Below are 21,118 nucleotides of genomic sequence, written 5' to 3'. Positions count from 1 at the left end.
GCATGTACTACTTGCTCCAGGTGGTCACGCCTACTCTTCAGCCTCTACTTCGAGCAGGCCCATGTCTAAGATCACTTTGGCGATAATGGCCTGTTTTATGGGTACATACACCTCGCAATTGCCAAACGGAGGATAACTGCTGCTTTGTTTGTTAAGCACCACGGCATCAATTTCGTTCTCGGCCAGAATGGCCTTGGCCAGCTCGGCCCGGTATGGCATCGGGGTGGTGAGTACCTTCTCCCAGTTTTCAAACATACGGTTGTGCATTGGAGGGCCGTTGGTTGACCCTTCGGAAATATACCAATATTATGGCAGAAAATACCAGCGACACCAGTGCGCCCAGCAGCGGTACCGTCTTGGTGTTCTCAATATCGATGGAGGTCAGTTTCTGGTGATACATAAAAACCATCAGTACCGTGAAGCCATTGTTGATGAAGTGTGCCAGAATGGGTACCCACAGGTTCCCGGACCAGGCATATAGATAGCCGAACATGGCCCCCAGCAGTACCCTGGGGATAAACCCGTAGAACTGCACATGAATGGCACTGAAGATAAAGGCAGCCAGCCAGATGCCGGCGTGTACGTTGCGGGTCCAGGCCACAAACTTCCGCTGCAGTATACCCCGGAAAAGCAACTCTTCGCCGATGGCCGGCAGCACGGCTATAACCAGCATGGCTACTGTCAACTGACCAGTGGTTCGGAACGACGTCAGGTATTTGGTCAGGTTAGCCAGTTCATCTTCTTTCCGGCGCATCCACTGTTCTACCGGTGCCAGCGTCTCCGGCAGTTTCAGTTGCTGGTTCCATTCAATGATCAGGCCGTTGAAGGGCATAAACGCAATGACCAGCAGCACCACCAGCCCCAGCGCCGATACGGTAACGAGCGGGCGGGTATTAAAATCGGACCAGCGCCGGCGGTCGATCAGGTACCAGTAGGCCAGGCAGGGCAGCAGAAACGTACAGGCATGGCTGATGCCCTGCACCGTCATGAGAATATACCAGCCGTTGGGGTATGCCGCCGGATTCTGGAGCAGGGCCGCCAGGTTGGTCAGCGACGTATCTCCGCCGGTGGACGATAGCGCGACTACGACCAGGGCCGCAATGAGACTGCCCAGCGACATACCCAGAATAACAAAACCCGTCAGCAGCAACAGCGTGCGCAGGGGATGAGGTTCCGGCGTAGTGCGTAAATCAGTAGGAACAGGTTGCATAATTCTCGTAAATTTACAGGTTAAATGCGAGCTTTTGCGCATCTGATCCGTTTGTTTCTTTTTATAATGATAAAACTTACGGCTTCCGGTTGTTGTTAGCTCATTACCGGGCATTCAAGATAATATGGTAAAGATTGGACCTATAGAATTGGGCGAGTTTCCGCTGCTGCTGGCACCAATGGAGGACGTCAGCGATCCGCCGTTTCGGGCGGTGTGCAAAGCCAACGGAGCCGACCTGATGTACACCGAGTTTATTTCGTCGGAAGGGCTTATACGCGACGCAGCCAAAAGCGTACAGAAACTGGACATTTTCGAGTACGAGCGGCCCATCGGCATTCAGCTCTTCGGGAGCGATATAGAAACCATGGGCTCCTGCACCGAAATCGCCAGCCGGGTCAGTCCGGACCTGATTGACATTAACTACGGCTGTCCGGTCAAAAACGTGGCCTGCCGGGGAGCCGGAGCGGCCTTATTGCAGGATATTCCGAAAATGGTGCGGATGACCGAGGCTGTTGTTAAAGCCACTCACCTGCCCGTAACGGTAAAAACCAGGCTTGGCTGGGACGATAGCACCAAAAACATTGAAGACGTAGCCGAGCGGCTCCAGGACATTGGTATCCAGGCGCTGACCATTCACGGCCGGACCCGTGTGCAGATGTACAAGGGCGAAGCTGACTGGACACTCATTGCCAGAGTACGGGAGAACCCACGTATTAAGATTCCGATTTTCGGGAATGGTGACATCGACAGCCCCGAAAAAGCGCTAGCGTACAAGAATCGCTACGGGGTCGATGGCATTATGATAGGCCGGGCGTCGATCGGTTATCCGTGGATTTTCAACGAGATTAAACATTACCTCAAAACTGGTGAACACCTGCCGGCCCCAACCATTGCCGACCGGGTTGAGGTTTGTCGCAATCACCTCGATTTCTCCATCCGATGGAAAGGGGAGAAGGTGGGCATCTTTGAAATGCGCCGGCATTACGCCAATTACTTCAAAGGGCTGGAAAATTTCAAACCGTTCCGGGCCGAACTGGTGATGGCTGATACTTACGGCGAAGTAACCGAAATTCTGGGCCGGATTACGGAGCAGTACGAAGGGGCTTTGGTATAACTCAGGGAGAACGAAATACATGAATACTGCTCCTGCCAAACCTGTTGTGGTTCACCGGCCACGTCCGTTATTAGCCTGGGTATTGCTGGTGCTGATGGCCCTGGTATGGGGCAGCTCTTTCATTCTCATTAAGCGCAGTCTGGCTGTTTTTCCGGTCGAGCAGGTAGCGGCCGGACGTATCTTTTTTGCCTTTCTGTTCTTTTTGCCGATGATGCTGGGGCAGATACGCCGGGCCGAAGTGCGGCAAACGCTCCGCGACCGCTGGTGGGCGTTCCTGGTGAGTGGAACTCTGGGTTTTCTGGGACCGGCGTTCCTGTTTGCCGAAGCAGGAGCGCACATCAATAGTTCACTCGCCGGCGCTTTAAACTCGCTGAGTCCGCTTTTTACCCTGATCATTGGTACGCTGTTTTTCCGGCAGCGGGTTTGGTGGATGCAGGTAGTGGGCATCCTGCTCGGCTTTACCGGAACGGCTTTTCTGATTTTCTATTCGGCTTCGGGAACGCTCACGATCAACGGCTACGCGCTGCTGGTCGTAGTGGCAACGGTCATGTACGGGATCAACATCAACAACATTGTCCGGTACCTCAGTCATTTGCCCGCCCTGGTATCCACCACCTGGATTTTTGCGTTTGTGGGGCCGCTGGCGTTGGGTATCTTGCTCACCACCGATTTCTTCAGCCGGGTGGCGGCTACCGGGGCTTCATTTTCCTTCTTTGCGCTGTTGTTTCTGGGCGTGATGTCGTCGGGCGTTACCTCCATTATTTTCAACCGGGTGGTGCAGTTGTCGTCGGGGATTTTTGCGTCGTCGGTGACGTACCTGATGCCGATTGTGGCCCTGATGTGGGGCATGCTGGACCATGAGCGCATTGCGCTGCCGCATTATGTGGGTATGGCCGTTTGCTTGTTTGGCGTATATTTGGTCAACCGAAAGAAGTGACCCTTCATCAGACAACATCCTATTATGTTCCAGACCAGCGTCAACGACCGTGATCCCTTCAAGATTGAATTTACCCCGCAGGGACCTACCCTGAACGACTCTCCTTTCGAATGGGATCTGGTCCGGCTCTCCGACCGGACATTCCATATTATCCGCAACAACCAATCCTACACGGCAGAATTAATATCTCTGGAAACTGATGCTAAAGCGGTAACGCTCAAGATCAACCAGGCGCTGTACCGGGTGCAGTTGAAGGACCGCTTCGACCTGCTGCTCGAACAGATGGGGATGAGCAGTGCCGCCGGTTCCAAGGTTAACGACATCAAGGCCCCCATGCCCGGTCTGATCGTTGGCGTCAGCGTGGAGCCGGGGACCACCGTGCAGAAAGGCGATATTGTGGTGATTCTGGAGGCCATGAAGATGGAGAACGCCATCAAAGCACCCGGCGACGCTACCGTTCGTACCATTCGCGTAGGCAAAGGCGACCGGGTAGAGAAGAACCAGGTGTTAATTGAGTTTGAGTAAACGGCTCAAACTAAGTTTTCTTTATCTTTGCGGGCAAAATCGTAAACATGGCTCAACAACTAAAGTACAAGCGCATACTGCTCAAGCTAAGCGGTGAGGCTCTGGCCGGTCAGGGCGGATTTGGTATTGATCCGACCATTCTGGAGCAGTATAGCAAAGAAGTTAAAGCAATTCGGGACCTGGGTGTTGAAGTTGCCATCGTGATCGGCGGGGGGAATATCTTCCGGGGTATCACGGGCGAGCGGTCGGGTATGGACCGCGTGCAGGGCGACTATATGGGCATGCTTGCTACGGTTATCAACGCCATGGCGATTCAGAGCTCGCTGGAGCAGCATGGGATGTACACCCGTGTGATGTCGGCCATCAAGATGGAGCAGGTCTGCGAGCCCTATGTCCGCCGGCGGGCGGTGCGTCACCTCGAAAAAGGCCGGGTGGTCATTTTTGGGGCCGGAACCGGTAACCCATACTTTACAACCGATACCACGGCCAGTTTGCGGGCCATTGAAATTGAAGCCGATGTGGTGCTGAAAGGGACCCGCGTGGATGGCGTATACACGGCCGATCCGCTGAAGGACAAAACCGCTACCCGCTACACGACTATTACCTTTAACGACGTTTACGAAAAGAAATTGAGTGTTATGGACCTGACCGCCTTTACGCTTTGTCAGGAAAATAACCTGCCGATCATCGTATTCGATATGAACCGGCCCGGGAATCTGCTGCGGCTGGTGCAGGGCGAAGACGTAGGCACCCTGATCACGGTAGATATTCCCACCTGATTCGAATAGAACATTTTAAAATAACTTGTCCGCTTAAATTCTTAATCTGACGAATGGAAGAGATTGAACTATATCTCGATGACGCGAAAGATACGATGGAGAAGGCGCTGAAGCACCTGAACATCGAACTGGCTAAGATCCGGGCCGGTAAGGCTTCTACCAATATGCTGGACGGTATTCAGGTCGAGTATTATGGTGTGCCTTCACCCCTGAATAACGTGGCTTCGGTCACGACACCCGACGCCCGGACGATTGCGATTAAGCCATTTGAGAAAAAGATAATCGGTGAAATTGAAAAGGCCATCCGCAACAGTAACCTCGGCCTTTCTCCCACCAACGACGGCGAAATCATCCGGCTCAACATTCCGCCCCTGACCGAAGAGCGTCGGCGTGACCTGGTGAAAAAAGTGAAGCAGGAAATTGAAACCGCCAAGGTGAACGTTCGTAATATTCGCAAAGATACCAACGACGGCATTCGGAAGCTGACCAAAGAAGGAGTGTCGGAAGATGATGTAAAGCGGGGCGAAGAACGCGTCCAGAAACTAACCGATACATTCATAGCCCGTATCGATGAAATTTTTGAGGCCAAAGAGCGGGATATAATGGCCGTTTAATAAAAAAAGTGAACCAGAAAAAAGCCGGTCGGATGACCGGCTTTTTTGTTGAAATTATTTAAAACCCTATTTCAGATTTTTTGTTAGTAAACAGCGCATTTTTAAGGAGGTATGTCCGTTCAACTTGGCATAATTCATGTACTCTTATAAGAGTACTTCCGGGTAGTCCGTGCCAAATTAATCGAAGTACCAGCTTGACGAATGCCTTTTTCGTATTTCAAACGACACCAGACCAGAAGAGCGGAAAATATGTCCAGATGGCAGGCAACGATCCAATGCCATTTTTTGCCCGATTTGGACGATGGGCTTGCTGAGGTTGAGCAAAGTCTGCGTTTTTTGCGCGGATTATACAACCTGGGCTGGCAAAGCGTGGTGGCTACTTCCTACATCATGCAGGACTACTATTTGCCGGATCCCGCGTTAATTATTCAGAAAACTCAGCAGTTGGAACGACTTTTGCGACAGGAGCATATCCCGGTAAAACTGGAGCCGGCTGCCGAATACTACTGGGATGAGGGACTGAGCAACCTGCTTGAATCGGACCAGGAGCTGATGTGCTTTACAGGGAATGAACGAGCGCGAAAATTTGTGCTGGTGGAGACTTCTCTGGTGCATCGTCCGGAGAATTTTGGTGTCGTTATGAACATTCTCAAACAGAAAGGATATTCACCGGTATTGAGTCACGCCGAACAATATGTTTTTCTGCAGCAGATGCCGGAACGGGTGTCTATCCTGCGTGAGGCCGGTGTATGCTTTCAGGTTAATCTGCGGTCGCTGACGTATGAGGCATCGCCGGAGGCCCGGCGCTTGGCCCAGTGGCTGATCCGGGAAGATATGGTTGATTTCTGGTCGGCTCCCCCACGTCTGGATTTAATTCAGCAAGCCATGGAATCTCCGTTGTTCCCGCAAATCCGCTGAAGCCAGCGAACCTTACTTTTCAAAAATCTCCTCCAGCACTTTCCGGCCTACCTTCCGGCTCGACAGCGGATTTTGACCCGTTACCAGCCGCTCATCGACCTCAATATACGGCAGAAAAGGAATCAGGCTTTTGCTGTAGAGCGCGTTTTTCTTTTTTAGGGCATCCTCCAGTAAAAACGGCACCTCCTCGTCGAGTCGGACGAGTTTTTCTTCCAGATTGGAGTATCCGGTCACCTGTCGGTTATCGACCAGCAGGGTTCCGTCCGACAAAGTAACATTGAGCAGGGCGCATACGCCATGGCAAACGGCGGCTACCATACCACCGTTGTCGTAAATCTGCCGGGTTGTTTCCTGTAAGGTTTTATTTTCCGGAAAGTCCCACATAGTTCCATGTCCCCCGGCAAAATAAATAATCTGATAGTCGGCAGGATTTATTTCTTCAGGGCGGAGAGAATTTTCCAGCTTATGCCGGAAATCCGGATTGTGGTACCACTTGTCGTTGATGTTGTCTTTCAGGTCCAGGCTTTTCTGATCAATCGGAATGTGGCCACCCTGGGGACTAACCATGTCGTAGCCAATGTTACGGTCGGCCAGTTCGTCGTAGAAATGCGTGGCTTCGCTCAGCCAAAGGCCGGTTTTGTGTGGCCTGGATGGGTAATCAGTGTGGTTGGTACAGACAATGAGCACCTTTACTTTCGGGTCCATAAGGGTAAAGGTAAAAAAAAGAGTTATGCGTATAAGTGAAGCGGTAAGAATTAGCTGGCGTCTGTTTCTTCACCCTTCGCCTATAACTCTACTTTTCTGCGGCCCCAGTTCCAGCTTCAGGACACCGCGGGGGCAGACGGCCGAGCAGATACCGCAGCCAACGCAGGAGGCCCGGACAATGTCTTGGCCGCGCTGGGCGTACCAGCGGACATCGATACCCATTTCGCAGTAGGCCGAGCAGTTGCCGCAGGAGATACACTGCCCGCCGTTGGTGGTGATCCGGAACCGCGATTTGAACCGCTGCACCAGCCCAATATAAGCCGCCAGGGGGCAACCAAACCGGCACCAGACCCGGTTACCCATCAGGGGGTAAAATCCGGTACCGACCACGCCGGCAAAAATGGAGCCGATCCAGAAGCCGTACGCTGACCGGACGCTGTACGAATCCAGAAAACCCAGCACCGTTGACTGGCCACTAAAATAGGTGTATAAAACGAGCAGGGTCATAACCACGGCAAAGACCAGGACACTATGCACCATCCAGCGTTCAATTTTCCAGGCGGCCAGTCGTTTGTCGGACAGGTGGCGGTAGGGGTCGCCCAGGGTTTCGGCCAGCCCTCCGCAGCCGCAGACCCAGGAGCAGTACCAGCGTTTGCCAAGGAAATAGGTAAGCACCGGCACCGCAACCAGCGACAGTGCCGTACCCCAAACCAGCATGAAGATGCCGAGGCCACCGGCCTGTATTTTCTCGTTGATCCGGTAGTCGAAGAAGAAGGTGTAGTCGAGTGGCCAGATGTTTTTCAGATCCTGGTAGGGCTGATTGAGCAGCGTCAGTATTTCCGGAATCAGAAACGCAAAGGCGGTCTGGAAGAAGATCACCGATACCGTTCGGACCTGCTGGTACCGATTATGCCGGTAATTGATGAGCATCCGGATGCCCATTACCCAGATGACCAGCGTATAGAGAAATCCGTACAGAAACCACCGGCTGGCCGCTCCGCCATTTATACTCCGGCTGATCGGGTCGACCAACAGCACCCAGTTGGTGAGGTATTCGGGGTAAAAATAAAGAACAACGTAAAAGCCGATGAGAAAGGCTCCGACGATGATGCCAATCCAGCCCCGGTCGGTAGCGGGATGGCGGTAAAGAAGATTGTTTTTGATGCCTGGTAACTGCCGCAGACCGGTTGTTATGTATACCAGCGCTCCCAGAGTGGCCAGGCCAATGCTCAGCCAGAACCAAAGCCAGGAGCTTCCCTGGAGTACCCCCAGTGAGGCTGCTTTGGTGACGTCAAACGCATAGTCGTCATAAATTACCTTATCCCATTCCTGACGGGAGCGAACTTCTTCATTATAACCGGTAATTGCTTTTTCAAAGTCGCCGATAAAGGCAACGTTCGAAGCGTAAAGCCGGCCGTTCATAAAGGCGGTTCGTTCCTGAACGATCGCCCGGTGTTCCGGTTTTATCGTCTGCTCAATAATGGCAGACGAAAGTTGGTACTGCCCAAAACCCAGCGTGATAACAAAAGCAACAAACCCGGCAAAAAAAAGGCTTAACCCCACTAAACGAATTCCTTTCATATACATCTAAGATATAGAAAATAGTAAAAGTACGGTTGTTTTTAATTGTACGAATACCGGTTGGCCGATAGACTTAGCTTAGAATTGTACAAAAAACTGAAAGACAGTATATTATTCTAAGCTATGTAAGAAAGTCGAATTAAAATTCGTATAAACGTGAGAAAACCTGAATTTTCTATTTGATATATTGTTATAATTGTAAAAAAACACCGTAACTAATATGACAACTACTGTAACGTACCAATCGTTGCAGGCGGAACAGGCCTGGATGGTTGTATCGGACCAGCTTCAGCAGCGTAATTCAATCCTATCGCGGGGCATTGCCCAACTAGAGCGGAACCCTAAGGAATTACCCATGGCCAGCCGCCTAATGATTTTACGTTATCACCTCCGGATCAGTCTGCGTAAGCTGACGTCGGAGGCCAGGAAATTTCCGCAAACAGCCGATGATGCCCAACGGATGCATCAGCAGTGGATGCATATTCAGCAGCTTTTCTTTCTGCTGCGCCAGATCGATGCCGAGCTGAACAACGCCAAAGAAGAGAGCGAAGCGCTTCGCGGCTGGCTCGATTCACTCGAAACCCGTATTTATAAATCGGCGCTGGTTCACCTGAATTAAGATCTTTATTGCATAACGCTTTATCTACAAAAAAAGCCCTCTACACGAGGGCTTTTTTTGTGCAGTAGTCTCACGCCTGTTAGTTGCTGCGGCTGGCCGAAAAGCTTTCCGCCTGCTTATCCATCGCTTTCTCACTATCGGCATTCGAGGTAACCACCACCCGGTACCGGAACGTTACCGATTTGCCGGCGGGCAGGTTGTAGTTCATGGCCGGATCCTTGCCTTCACTCATCACTTTAGCTCCCAAAGGATTGGCTGCATAGAGGCCGTAGCCGCGGGAATGCCAGTAAGTGGGATAACCAACGTTTTGCGGATGGTCGAAGATGGCTACCGAAATGTTCTCGCCGTTGATAGTGCCCGTCAGGTTCATCCATTTGGCGCGTTTTCCCCAGACGTTTTCGCCTTCTACCCCTTCGCTGCTTTTGTAGCGGCCGGTTACGCCAGCGTTGTTCATCGTTGGTACTTTGGTGGCTACTCCGCTGGCGTCGGTAAATACTTCGGGCTTATTGGACGGGTGTTCCAGCTGGCGGGCCAGCCGGATGGCAATCATACCTTCTTTGTTATCCTTGAAGAGTACGTCTTTATCAAGCGCCGTCAGCGTGGTTGCCCGGTCGATGGTGCGTTCGTTGCCGGTGCCCCGGAACGTAAACGTCGTTGTCTCCTTCAGCATGGGTTTGCCGTCTTTGTCGAGCCAGTTGGCGGTTACGGTCAGTTCGCCCTGGTCATTGCCGCTCTTCATCGACTTAACGCCGGTATGCACAATGGTGCCGAATGGGCCGCCATGGCCTCTTACATCGTTGGAGTTGTTCCAGAAGTCGTGGCCGTTTACGTCGCCGTAGTTAAACCACATACCCACATGGTGCGGGTGGTCGACGCGCTCACCGGGTCGAGGGTCGATGGGCCAGCCACGGGTAATGGCGGTGCCGTTGGCGGTTAGAATAGGGTAGAGGACGGGCTTTTTCAGGACATCAGGGCCGGGGTAGAAGTAGGCCGTAAAGGGCTTGCCGTCGATGCTGACGTCTATTTTCTTCTGTGTCTCGTTGGGCGTCAGTTGAACGCGGGCCCCTTTCTTCTGCGCCAACCCGGCAGAAGTAATCAGGACACCGGCGAGCAGCAGAGCCGTAATTCGGGATGTTTTCATAGCTTAAATAAAAAGCCCCTCTCCCGTACCGGGAGAGGGGTTGGGGTGAGGTTGATTAGCTCAATACCACATCCTGCTTCTTGTCGTCAAACGTTACGCGCTTGCCGGTTTGCAGGGCCGTCGTCGCCATAATATTAGCGACTGAGTGATTAAAGCCGGCACGGGCGGGCGCATTCGGCTCTTTGCGGCTGCGTACGCACTCCATCCAGTTGCGCATATGGCGCGAGGTCATATCGTCGGCACCGGTGTTGGCCGAGGTTTCAACCGGCGCACCCTTTTCCAACTGAATAGTCGGCAGCAGATTGGCCTGCATATTCATTTCTTTAGCAGCTCTGGCCTGCAAACCACCTTCAGAAGTAATCTGGTTGGTGTCGAGGTTGATCATACCCCCGTTTGAGTAATAATATTCCTTAACACCGCCGGCTTCGTTGTGCATCCGCGAGTGATAGGTTACCTGGAAACCTTTCGACTTGTCATTTTCCGGACCGTAATCAAATACAGCCGTGAATGTATCGGCGTTGGTGCGGCCGTCTTTCCAGACATACACGCCCCCGTTGGCCACAACGCTGCGCGGGTGATCGTAGCCGCTGAACCAGTGTACCGTATCGATCTGGTGCGACATCCACTGGCCTGGAATACCCGACGAGTAGGGGTAGAACAGACGGAATTCCAGGTATTTACGTGGGTCCCACTCCGTTTTTGGCCGGTTCATCTGGTAACGTACCCAGTCGGTATCTTCCTTCCGGATTTCGGATACCAGTTTCGGACGGCGCCAGCGGCCCGGCTGGTTTACGTTCCAGGTCATCTCTACCATGGTGATATCGCCAAACTTACCTGAGCGGATAAACTCATTAGCCGCATGGTAGTTGGGCGCACTCCGGCGCTGCGAACCGATCTGTACGATCTTCTTTGTCTTTTCAACGGCTTTCAACGCCTTACGGGCATCTTCCAGCGACTCGGCAAAGGGCTTCTCGACATAGGCGTCGCGGCCGGATTCTACAGCTTCCACGCAATGAAGGGCGTGCTGAAAGTCGGCTGTACTGATGATGACGGCGTCAATATCTTTGCGGTCGTAGAGTTCTTCGTTGTTGCGGCACTTTACAAAGTTATCGCTGATCAGGCCTTTGCCTTTCAGGTACTGCTCGGCTTCGTCACGCCGGCGGTTCCAGATATCCGAAACAGCCACGAACTGAAAGTTCATGTCTTTGGCATGGGCGGCAAAGCTGGGCACCAGTGAGGAGCGGAAGCGGTCGGAGAAGCCGACGATGCCCACGCGCACGCGTTCGTTGGCACCCAGAATGCGGGCGTAGCTGCTGGCTGAGAAGCTCATGCCAAGGCCGGCAAGGGCCGATTTCTTTATAAAGTCTCTACGGGTATCCATTGAGGTATTACGTTTAAGGTTGGCTTACGAAGATATTGGACATTAGATACTAGACTTTAGATAAAGACAATGCCTATAAAAGTCTAATGTTCAATGTCTAACATCCAGTGTCTTTTTTACAATTCTCTGATTTTTAGGTTCCGGAACGATACTTTGTCGCCGTGGTCCTGTAGCAGGATGTGACCTTTTGGGGCTTCGCCGAAGCGACCGTTGGTGTTGTAGCTGGCGGCTTTGTATTTGCTCTGGCCTACCAACTGGCGGAAGGCTTCGCTGCCGCGCTCGTACTCCACTACCTTTTTTCCGTTGAGCCAGTGCTCCACGTGGCTGCCTTTGGAGAGCACACGGGCCTGGTTCCATTCGCCGATGGGTTTGGCCGCTTTCTCGGTAGCCGGAATCAGGTCATACAGAGAGCCCACCGTCCGGTTGCCGTTCCGTCCCATTTTGGCGTCCGGATGCTTATCGTCATCCAGCACCTGGTACTCAAGACCGTAAGCGGAGCCGGCCGGTTTGGGGGTATGCTCCGCCACAAAATACTTCAGGCCACTATTGGCACCTTCGGTCAGTTTAAATTCAAACGTCAGGTCGAAATCGCCGTACTCGCCGGTGGTGACAATATCCCCGGCATTGCGCGACTCCCGGCCGTCGGCTTTCTCAATCGTAATGGTACCGTCCTCCACCGACCAGCCACCGGTGGGAAAGGTTTCTTTATAGGCACCGCGCCAGCCGTTGGTTGTTTTGCCGTCAAACAGCAGTTTCCAGCCGGCCTTTTTCTCGGCATTCGTCAGCGTATTCGGCGCTTGCGGTTTTTCGGCCGCGATGAGGAGCAGGAGGGCTCCAGCGGCTATGAGGAGGTTTTTCATAATTGTTGGATGATTGAATTGTTGAATGACGGAATGTCGGAAGGGCAGGGCCTATTCAATCATCCAATCACTCGATCATTCAATTCAAATCGGATGATTCAGCGTTTTCGTAATATATTCCTTATTAATCTTCGCGCACTCAAGTGGCGTTTTGCCGGGTTCGGGAACGCCGTCCAGCTCGATAACGCCCCAGCCGTTGAACTTAATGTCTTTCAGGGCGGCAAACACCGCCGGTACATCCACGTTACCCCGGCCGAGTTCGACAAACCGGTAGGCTTTCGGGTTGTCCGGCTTGTCGGGGAGTGGGCTCATGGTGTCTTTCAGGTGCAGGGTATGCAGAATGTCTTTGTACTGGCGTACGGCTTTGGCCGGGTCGCCACCGCCCTGTCTGTAATGGGCAATATCGAGCAGGAGTTTTACGTATTTGGGGTTCATCTCCTGCACCAGAACGTCTACTTCTTCCGGCGTTTCGCCCCACTGGTTCATGTGGTTGTGGTAAGTAGCCTGGATACCCATATCGGCGGTTTGTTTACCAACTTCGTTCATTACCCTGGCCAGCGCTTTCAGTTCGTCGGTAGTCGGTGCCACACCTCCTTTACGGAGGCTGTTGGTCATCTGAAAGGCCGAACCGCCCAGGGCTTTCACAAAGCTGGCGTGCGCTACATGCGTATCAATGGTACTCTGCACTTTGGCGGGATCAACGTCGACGTTACCGCTGGAGAACATAGCCAGCGTCAGCTTATGCTCTTCCAGCAAGGCTTTTAGTTCAGAGACTTTGTTGCGGTAGGGGCCGAAGGTATTGGCGCGGAGCTGAATGCCTTTGTAGCCGAGAGACGCCAGGTCTTTAATGGCCTGCTCGTCTTTGCCGCCCCAGGTAATGGCGGAGTAACCAATCTTTAAACCGGATTTTTTGGCCAGGTCGGCCAATCGTGGCCCGGCCAGCGCGTCAACTCCGGCGCTCAGCGCCAGAGCCGACAAGCCAGCCATTTTCAGAAACTGCCGTCTGCCGACTGTTTCTGCGGTATGGGTTTGGGAGTAATCAGTATAAGCCGACATTTAAATGTATAGATTTTGTGGGTTAAGTCCTATCTTATTAAAGTAATGGTTACCATTAATCTACTGAACGGCCCTCAAACTAAAAAAGGCAGCCCTGTTGACACGGCTGCCTTTTTTAGTTTGAGGGCTCATTCTGGTTGAACCTTGAAACGTAAATTAATTAATACCCCGGATTTTGCGGATACTTGGAAGCACCACCGGCAGTCCGGTCGATCTGATCCTGCGGAATGGGCCGCAGAACATGAAAGTCCTTGATATTCGGGGCTCCGTCCGGATTATACTTTTTGACCCGCTCAACCAGGTTACCCCAGCGCTTCAGGTCGAACCAGCGGAACATCTCACCGGCCAGTTCGCGCTCACGTTCTTCCATGATAAACTCCATGGTGGCCTGATCGGCAGTGATTTCCATTTCCTTCTCCTTACCCGGCCAGGCAGCCCGGCGACGAACCGCATTGATAAACGGCACCGCTTCGGCCGGTTTACCCTGCTTGATCAGCGCTTCAGCCGCAATCAGGTAGGTTTCGGCCAGACGCATCATGATAAAGTCACGGCTACCTGGTTCATACGTACGGTCAGGGCGCAGGGGGTCAAGAAACTTCTGCAGGGTTGGGAATAGATTAGGCCGGTACATGCTGGGCGTTAAAACCTGATACTTCTTGGCTGCCCGTTGCTCCATTGTCCACTCAACACCAGGGATATAAATAGTGGTATCCCCGGCGGCAAATGTTACCGACTTTTTCGACGTATCGAACAGGTTCGTGAATGTACCCGGACGGTTTGACAGCCAGGTATCCTTATACGTTTTCTTATAGCGTGAGTCGATGGACCGTTTCGCCGGATCGAAAACCGTATTCAGCATATAGGTGGTCGGCATGAACCGCTTAAACGGCCGACCATTCAGTACGTCGCGCTGCATCCCGGCCTGCGTGTCGTACTCCATCCCAAAATACAGGTGCGTCTGGTTACCGTTGATGGTGACGTTGCTCGTGGTCGTACTGTTGTAGCCTGAACCAATGTTCGTGATAGGCTCAGACGTATACTGAGTCGAGAATATGACTTCGTCATTAATTTCACCGCCACCCTGCGCAAAGACACTTGAGAAATCCGGCAGCAGTTTATAGCTGTAATTCTTAATTACATTCTGTGCCAGCGTAGCTGCTTTGGCAAAATCGTCGGTGGCAGCGGCATCCTTATCTGTTCCTTTGGTCAGGTATACCCGCGCCAGCAGGTGTTCGGCGGCTCCTTTGGTAGCCCGGCCATAATCGGTCGTCGGCGCTGCCAGATCAGGGATGGCAGCTTCCAGGTCAGCAATAACCTGAGCGTATACATCTTTGACCGGAGCACGGGTGTATTCCTTGCTTGGTACCAGGTTACCTTTCGTTAATAAAGAAACCGGACCAAACATCTGCACCAGAAGGAAGTAGTGGTGTCCGCGCAAAAATTTCAACTCAGCAATCCGGCGCTTCTTGATGGCCGGATCAAGACCCTGAATACCATCCGCAGCATCCAGCGCTACGTTGATCGTATTGATAGCCTTGTAGAAAGCATTCCAAATCTCATTGGTTGGTCCTAGTCGTCCGTCAATCTGCGAGGTGTACTGATTAACAAACTTAAAGCTGCCATCAGCTCCCATGGTATAGGTATCGGTACCAAATACGCTTAGGGTCATGGCTGATTCGCGGCCGTAGTATTCGCGAAGAGACGCATAGGCTGCCCGAACAACAGATTCAAAGCCGGTTGGTGTGGAGGCATACTGGCTCCCAACCTGCGAAATCGGGGTTTCCTCTAACAAGTCTTTACAACCAGTCGTACTGGTCAGCAGAGCGGCAACCAACAAGCCCGCTTTGCTAAGTGACCGTGCCGTGGCACGCGTACTGCTTAACTTATATGTTTTCATTGTCAAATTCGTTCAATTTATTCGTAAAGGATTAGAATTTCAGGTTAAGACCGAAGGTAGTCTGCCGTATAGCCGGTGACTGATCTGCGTTTACGTCACCATCCGTCTCGCTGTCGATACCTTTGTATTTGGTGCGGTATTCAGAGAAGATGAACGGCTGCTGCATACTGACAAATGCCCGTAATGAACCGATGCCCAGTCTCTCTGTTAGTTTCGCCGGGAAGTTGTAACCTAAGTTGATGTTACGAATCTTCACGAACGTACCGTCGAAATACAGCAGTGTCGACCGGAACGGCGGGAACTCCTGGTTCTGGTTTGGCCGTGGGAACTCGTTGGTCGGGTTATTCGGTGTCCAGTAGTCAACATCCAGACTGTTGTAGCGACCAGCCAGGGTCAGGAAGTCCTGGTGGAAGATACTGCGGAACATGTAACCGACACGGGCAAATACGAAGAACGACAAGTCAAAGCCTTTAAACTCAAAGCGGTTGGTGATACCCGCGCTCCACTTCGGAACCTGTGAACCAAGGATTACGCGGTCTGCCGGGTCAATTTTACCGTCACCATTGGTATCCTGAATCTTGATCTGGCCCGGTGCACTCTGGTATTTTTTGGCTTCTTCGGCTTCGTTCAATTGCCAGATACCGACCTTCTTATAGTCGAAATAAGCCGTCAGCGGCTGACCGATAAAGCGGGAGTTTCCAACGTCGTCCACCTTACCGTTGAACAGTTCCAGAATCGACTCACGGTTACGGGTAAACTGAAGATCGGTGGTCCAGCGGAAACTGTTAGCCGCATCAACGTTAACCGTCGACAAGGTTAACTCGAAACCTTGGTTCCGTGTCTTACCTACGTTACGCAATACCCGGTCAAAGCCACTCGTCAGCGGAAGCTGGTCGAATAACAGCAGGTCGCGGGTATCGGCGCGGTAGTATTCCATTGAACCCGAAATGCGGCCTCTGATCAGGCTAAAGTCTAAACCGATGTTTGAGTTGGTGGTTGATTCCCACTTCAGGTCCGGATTACCGATCGTGAAGGGGCGGTAGCCAAACGCACCGGCGTTACCAAAGGCATAGGCCGTACGGGCCAACTGCGCCTGCGTCTGATACGGATCGATAGCCGTGCTACCAATGGAACCGTAGCTGGCCCGGAGCTTTAACTGATCAACCCAGGTGACATTCTTCAGGAACGGTTCGTTGCTAATGTTCCAGCCTACAGCCGCCGAGGGAAAGAAACCATATTTAGTGTTTTCACCAAACCGGGAAGATCCATCGTATCGGGCGGTCAGCGTCAGCAGGTACTTGTCGTTGTAGTCGTAGTTAACCCGGCCCATGTACGAATTAAGAGTCCACTGGCTGAAGTTTGATCCGACACTATTGATAAGTGATGCCTGACCCAGGTTATAGAATTGCTGAGTTTCGGCCGGAATACCCGTCACGCTGATTTCACCCCGCTCAAACTGATCTTTCTGAATCGATTGCAGCGCGGTAAAATTCAGGTTATGGATTTGATTAAACGTCTTGGTGTAATTAAGAATGTTCTCCAGTGTCCAGTTGAAGCCGAAATCGTAGCGGGTAAAACCGGTTGGGTCGGCACCCCGGCGGGCATTCGTCTGGCTGCCGACAAAGCGGCCGATGCGGGTGTTGGTCAGGTCGGGACCAAAGTTTACACGGTACTTTAACCCGTCAATGATGTTCCATTCGCCGTAGAGGCTATTGAAGATCCGCATCCGCTTGGTCAGGTCAATCTGCGCTCCCGGAATAACTTCAGCAATTGGATTAGTACGCAAACCGTCTGAAGTGGGCAGGAAGATCAGGTTACCATTGTCGTCGTATGGCCTCCCCAGGGGGTTCTCTGCATAGGATCCTCCTAGTGGGTTAAAGTTCTCGCCATTGCGAAGGCTATATACCCCCAGCGTTGAGGTACCGACCTTAATATTCTTGCTGATCTGGTGATCGAGGTTGATCCGGAAGGTGTACCGGGTAAAATCCTGGTTTTTAACAATACCTATATCGTTAAAATAGTTGCCGGAAATAGCAAACTGCGTTTTCTCGCTACCACCCTGCACCCCAATCTGATGGCTTTGGATACGCCCCTGACGAAGCAGGTATGACTGATAGTCAGTGCTCCGGTTTTTGGTAATACCGTCCAATTCGATGGGTTCAAAGAGTTTGGCGTCCGCATCGGCAGTCGCTGCTCCGGCCGGATAGGTACCTACCGCCCGGCGAGACTCGCGCTTGTACTCGGCAAACTCGGTTCCGTTCATCACATCTATCTGGCCTAACCGGTCTGAGAAACCATAGTAGCCGTCATAAGCTACTACTGTTTTACCCGGTTTACCACGCTTGGTGGTGATCAGCACGACCCCATTAGAACCCCGGGAACCATAGATCGCCGTAGCCGACGCATCTTTCAAAACCTCCATGGAGGCAATATCATTGGGGTTGATATCATCAATACCACCAGCCAGCGGGATACCATCGACTACATATAGCGGGTCGTTGGAAGCGTTGATTGACCGGCGGCCGCGGATACGTACCACCGGACCAGCACCAGGCTTGCTGCTGGCCTGCACGACGTCGACCCCGGCCGCACGACCCTGTAGAGCCTGTCGGGCATTCGTAATCGGAAGCTCAGCAATTTCTTTTGAACTGACAGAAGAGATAGCACCCGTCACCTGGCTTTTCTTCTGAGTACCGTACCCAACTACGACGACTTCGTTCAGGGTACGCTGGTCAACGGCCAGCTTGATGTCGACGGTCGAGCGGTTGCCAACACTTACTTCCTGCGACATAAAACCGACGGAAGAAAATACCAGCACGGCATTGTCGGCCGGGATGGCCAGCCGGTAACGGCCTTCAGCATCGGTGGTGGTACCGCGGGTGGTTCCCTTCACCGCAACGTTTACACCCGGCAGACCGGTGTTGTCTTCGGACGACACGATGCGGCCGGTCACGGTGCGTTCCTGCGCGGGTTGTTCAGTCGGATTCGCCGGCGGTGTTGTGCCGGTACCCGGAGCGGCAAAGCCCGGAGTCGCGGCCATAAGCAGAGCGGAGAGCCCCAATGCCGACAGCCTGAGTCGGAACTGATTGGGATCAGTAGATAATTGGCTCATAATTAGGGATTAAACGGTTGGTTTGTATTTAGAATAAGGAATTGAAATTGGAATTGCTTGCTTAATCTCGTTCTGCCAGGGAACGGCGGTCAAGTGGCTGAATACGGCCGGACGATACATCGACCGAATCACCAGGACGGAGCTGAACCGGTTCCGGATAATGACTCAATAATAATTTTACATGCCCTTCTTTCAGTACCACACGAGTCCCCTGCTGTCGTTGCCGCACCCGGAACGTGGTGCCGGTTGCCTCTACAGTCAGGTCTGTGGTGTGGACCCGGAACAACCCTTCTTCCCGGGCACCTTTTGTGTGAACTACCATAAAATCGGCCTGGCCCTGGAGCCACACGGCGCGGGGAGCCTCGGAGGTCCATTGCCGCGAAAATCGCAACTGGCTGTTTGCATGCAGGAGAGCCGTAGATCCGTCGGGCAGCCGTACCATCTGGGTCAGATTGGGGGAGGTACGGATCGTTTGCATACCTTCTTCGGCATACTGCATCCAGAGCGCCCAGCCGATGAACAGGATAATGCCGGCCGCTGCGCCAACCGTACGGATAAAATACCACCAGGCCACAAACGATCTTACCTCAGGCTGCAGGGGCCGGACCTCTTCCATGTCCTGCAGCGACTCCCGGATACGGCCCCAGAGTGACGACACTTCGTCATGGCCCATCCGCCGGAGCCGGGTCGAAGAAAGCTCCCGAACCAGCACCCTGGCGGTGTCTACCGTATCACTGCGGTGCGGGTGCTGGTTGAGCCAGCCCTGCCAGAAGGAGTCTACTTCCGCATCACCGGGGTGCTGCACCCACCGGACGAACAGGTCGTCGAGGGCGAGTTCCTCAGCGGTGTAGGCGGAATAAGGCTTCATTTAGTACTTTTAAGGGATAAATTTTAATTACCCACAAAAGAGCAGCGCTTAAGCCATTCTACTTATGGGCCCTAGAATTTCGTTGTAACTTTTGGTTGACAAGAATAAGCGAAGAAGGCGGTTAAATGTGAATTTTGCGGCCAGCAGGCCGCAGTGGGCATTCCGACCGGGAAACACCGGTTCAGTTAAAATCTGATTAAACCAGTTCCGGGACTGGGAACGTCATGCTGAAACCCTGGATTGACAAGATAGCGAGGGGCCTAATCTGGCTGAAATCAGGAAAATAGACTGGATCAATTAGCATACTTTTCCGGGAAGCCAGCCGGGCTTTTCCGGAGGCTGTCAAATGGGTAAACAGCAGATCCCGGTCACGCTGCTGGATTACGCCCAACCGGGGAATCAGCTTCGTTGTGACCGGAAATTCCGGGCCCCACGAACGTACCCGAAGCTGGAAAAACAGGTGCCTTCCCCGGCTGACGCGGTACAGCGTTGAGCCATCGGGCGTGTGTACTATCTCAAAATCGGCTAACTCCTTTGGGATACCCCAATTGGCAATCCCGCTCTCTACGCTGTCCTGGGTAGAGACATAGATCTTCGATATTGAAAAACTCCGCCGGCGACCAAAGCCAAACAACCCTGGCATAAAAAGTAACTCCCGGTACGGACCAACGCCGGAGGTATCGTAGTCGGCAAGAATGACTGCGCCAAGCCAGCCTTTATAGGTCAGCCGCTGGTAGCCAGCCAAAAAGCCGTGGTTGCGCACGAAGGCTTCCGGAAAATGATAAATCAGCACCAGGCCGTTACCGGTCAGCGACCAGGGGGGAGGAATAATGGGCATGTAGCTGCCTCGTGGGAGGTGTTTGGGATTTAAGGTACACAAAAGTCAGCAAAGGCAGGGCACCCCCAGACCTGTAGATTACCAACTGGCATAAGATTTGACTTTCCCTTCGGTGATGAGATGATGATTTGTGGGGAATTAAAGCAGGAAGGAGTACCAGATATGTGGCGGAGTATTACATATAGTTTCTTTATTTGCTGGCTGTACAGCATAAGTGGGTGGAGTCAGACCGTTTCTGATACGCTTGATAAACAGCAGGAGCCAGCTCAAAAGATCAGTCTGACGGCGGGTCTGGACCGGCGTTTTCTTTTTCTAAAGGACACCAAAGACCTGGAGGGGCTTAAAATGCCGATACGGGTAAATGGGGCCAGAGTGGGTTTATGGCTCAATAACCGGCACCAGGTAGGTATCGGGTATAGTTTTATCCGGCAGCCGCTGCGGCAGCACAATCTGCTGGAAGAACCCATTTCGTTTTCGGCGGGTCTGCGCCGGCTAAACTTCTTTATGATCTACTACGAGCCTTTTCTGGTCAGGAATGATCGCTGGGATGTGAGCCTGCCGGTCGATATTGGCTGGGGCACCTCCCGGTATGAATTTGCGACGGAATCGGTGCGGGGTACGCTGGTCAAAACGGGGAATTTTATACCCGCCGGTATTGGGATATCCGTTACCGCAAAACTGCCCGCCTTGCCCAAGTTCAAAGCCCTGCACTGGCTGGGGGTAAACGCGTATGCCGGCTACCGCACAGCGCTCAAACAGGATTTTCCCGATAGCAGGGCCAGCTACAGGGGAGCCTTCTATAGCATTGGGCCGACGTTTTTTCTGGGCCGGTTCTGGGACGATGTGCGGGACTGGCACCGATCCCGCAGGCAGGCCCGGTCCGGGGGTAAGTGAGAGAATGTCTATACGCTAAGTTTCGGGCCGGTGTATGGATAAAACCACTAAATTGGTCATATTAGCGGC

Annotated in this window: 20 protein-coding genes; 8 read left to right on the top strand and 12 right to left on the bottom strand. The window is 52.7% G+C overall.

The genetic code is table 11. The features are described 5' to 3' along the window. Positions 1–30: 30 nt before the first annotated feature. Both ABD949_RS14100 and ABD949_RS14095 read right to left on the bottom strand, forming a co-directional pair. The gene (locus ABD949_RS14100; protein WP_345244475.1) at positions 31–255 is read right to left on the bottom strand and encodes a DUF2007 domain-containing protein; all 225 of its coding nucleotides are present in this window, start codon (positions 253–255) and stop codon (positions 31–33) included. Beyond that, complete coding sequence (locus tag ABD949_RS14095) at positions 248–1,210, bottom strand: CPBP family intramembrane glutamic endopeptidase (RefSeq protein WP_345244473.1); 963 nt, start codon at positions 1,208–1,210, stop codon at positions 248–250. The genes ABD949_RS14100 and ABD949_RS14095 overlap by 8 nt, the downstream gene beginning before the upstream one ends. Positions 1,211–1,334: 124 nt before the next feature. Between ABD949_RS14095 and dusB the strand changes: the two genes are divergently transcribed. The 6 genes from dusB (at position 1,335) to ABD949_RS14065 (ending at position 6,097) form a co-directional block, all read left to right on the top strand. Continuing rightward, a complete protein-coding gene (gene dusB / locus ABD949_RS14090) occupies positions 1,335–2,324 on the top strand; it encodes a tRNA dihydrouridine synthase DusB (protein ID WP_345244471.1) in 990 nt (329 codons plus the stop codon). Between the two features lie 19 nt (positions 2,325–2,343). Continuing rightward, positions 2,344–3,261: a DMT family transporter gene (locus tag ABD949_RS14085; protein ID WP_345244470.1), complete on the top strand. Its 918-nt coding sequence runs from the start codon at positions 2,344–2,346 to the stop codon at positions 3,259–3,261. A 24-nt stretch (positions 3,262–3,285) separates the two neighbouring features. Next, positions 3,286–3,786 carry an acyl-CoA carboxylase biotin carboxyl carrier protein subunit gene (locus ABD949_RS14080; protein ID WP_345244468.1) on the top strand — a complete coding sequence of 167 codons (501 nt, stop codon included), beginning with the start codon at positions 3,286–3,288 and terminating at the stop codon, positions 3,784–3,786. Between the two features lie 47 nt (positions 3,787–3,833). Further along, a complete protein-coding gene (gene pyrH, locus ABD949_RS14075) occupies positions 3,834–4,565 on the top strand; it encodes a UMP kinase (RefSeq protein WP_345244467.1) in 732 nt (243 codons plus the stop codon). A 53-nt stretch (positions 4,566–4,618) separates the two neighbouring features. Further along, a complete protein-coding gene (gene frr, locus ABD949_RS14070) occupies positions 4,619–5,179 on the top strand; it encodes a ribosome recycling factor (RefSeq protein ID WP_345244465.1) in 561 nt (186 codons plus the stop codon). 249 nt (positions 5,180–5,428) lie between these two features. Next, positions 5,429–6,097, top strand: coding sequence for a CpsB/CapC family capsule biosynthesis tyrosine phosphatase (locus ABD949_RS14065; protein ID WP_345244463.1), 669 nt, complete (start codon positions 5,429–5,431; stop codon positions 6,095–6,097). A gap of 12 nt (positions 6,098–6,109) precedes the next feature. Here the strand turns inward: ABD949_RS14065 and ABD949_RS14060 are convergent, their stop codons facing one another. Further along, on the bottom strand, positions 6,110–6,802 hold the full coding sequence (locus ABD949_RS14060; protein ID WP_345244461.1) for a type 1 glutamine amidotransferase domain-containing protein: 693 nt from the start codon (positions 6,800–6,802) through the stop codon (positions 6,110–6,112). A 69-nt stretch (positions 6,803–6,871) separates the two neighbouring features. Beyond that, the gene (locus tag ABD949_RS14055; protein ID WP_345244459.1) at positions 6,872–8,383 is read right to left on the bottom strand and encodes a 4Fe-4S binding protein; all 1,512 of its coding nucleotides are present in this window, start codon (positions 8,381–8,383) and stop codon (positions 6,872–6,874) included. A 220-nt stretch (positions 8,384–8,603) separates the two neighbouring features. Between ABD949_RS14055 and ABD949_RS14050 the strand changes: the two genes are divergently transcribed. After that, positions 8,604–9,002, top strand: a complete 399-nt coding sequence (locus ABD949_RS14050; RefSeq protein ID WP_345244457.1) for a hypothetical protein — start codon at positions 8,604–8,606, stop codon at positions 9,000–9,002. 79 nt (positions 9,003–9,081) lie between these two features. Here the strand turns inward: ABD949_RS14050 and ABD949_RS14045 are convergent, their stop codons facing one another. From ABD949_RS14045 to ABD949_RS14010, 8 genes are all read right to left on the bottom strand, one after another. Further along, positions 9,082–10,143: a DUF6807 domain-containing protein gene (locus ABD949_RS14045; protein WP_345244455.1), complete on the bottom strand. Its 1,062-nt coding sequence runs from the start codon at positions 10,141–10,143 to the stop codon at positions 9,082–9,084. A 55-nt stretch (positions 10,144–10,198) separates the two neighbouring features. Continuing rightward, the gene (locus ABD949_RS14040; RefSeq protein WP_345244453.1) at positions 10,199–11,524 is read right to left on the bottom strand and encodes a Gfo/Idh/MocA family protein; all 1,326 of its coding nucleotides are present in this window, start codon (positions 11,522–11,524) and stop codon (positions 10,199–10,201) included. Between the two features lie 116 nt (positions 11,525–11,640). Then, entirely contained in the window at positions 11,641–12,384 is a 744-nt protein-coding gene (locus ABD949_RS14035; RefSeq protein ID WP_345244451.1) for a 3-keto-disaccharide hydrolase, read from the bottom strand. An 84-nt stretch (positions 12,385–12,468) separates the two neighbouring features. Next, a complete protein-coding gene (locus ABD949_RS14030) occupies positions 12,469–13,440 on the bottom strand; it encodes a sugar phosphate isomerase/epimerase family protein (RefSeq protein WP_345244450.1) in 972 nt (323 codons plus the stop codon). A 160-nt stretch (positions 13,441–13,600) separates the two neighbouring features. Beyond that, the gene (locus tag ABD949_RS14025; protein ID WP_345244448.1) at positions 13,601–15,337 is read right to left on the bottom strand and encodes a RagB/SusD family nutrient uptake outer membrane protein; all 1,737 of its coding nucleotides are present in this window, start codon (positions 15,335–15,337) and stop codon (positions 13,601–13,603) included. Between the two features lie 31 nt (positions 15,338–15,368). After that, on the bottom strand, positions 15,369–18,449 hold the full coding sequence (locus ABD949_RS14020) for a SusC/RagA family TonB-linked outer membrane protein (protein WP_345244446.1): 3,081 nt from the start codon (positions 18,447–18,449) through the stop codon (positions 15,369–15,371). A 61-nt stretch (positions 18,450–18,510) separates the two neighbouring features. Further along, positions 18,511–19,317, bottom strand: coding sequence for a FecR family protein (locus tag ABD949_RS14015; protein ID WP_345244444.1), 807 nt, complete (start codon positions 19,315–19,317; stop codon positions 18,511–18,513). 196 nt (positions 19,318–19,513) lie between these two features. Then, the gene (locus tag ABD949_RS14010; RefSeq protein ID WP_345244442.1) at positions 19,514–20,155 is read right to left on the bottom strand and encodes an acetoacetate decarboxylase family protein; all 642 of its coding nucleotides are present in this window, start codon (positions 20,153–20,155) and stop codon (positions 19,514–19,516) included. A gap of 162 nt (positions 20,156–20,317) precedes the next feature. Here ABD949_RS14010 and ABD949_RS14005 point away from each other — a divergent pair, with 162 nt between their 5' ends. Then, complete coding sequence (locus tag ABD949_RS14005) at positions 20,318–21,049, top strand: hypothetical protein (protein WP_345244440.1); 732 nt, start codon at positions 20,318–20,320, stop codon at positions 21,047–21,049. Positions 21,050–21,118 lie beyond the last annotated feature (69 nt).

It is taken from the genome of Nibrella saemangeumensis (genome assembly GCF_039541915.1).
Classification (GTDB): domain Bacteria; phylum Bacteroidota; class Bacteroidia; order Cytophagales; family Spirosomataceae; genus Nibrella; species Nibrella saemangeumensis.
Note: the sequence above shows the minus strand (reverse complement) of the source record. Positions and strands in the feature narration are given on the sequence as shown.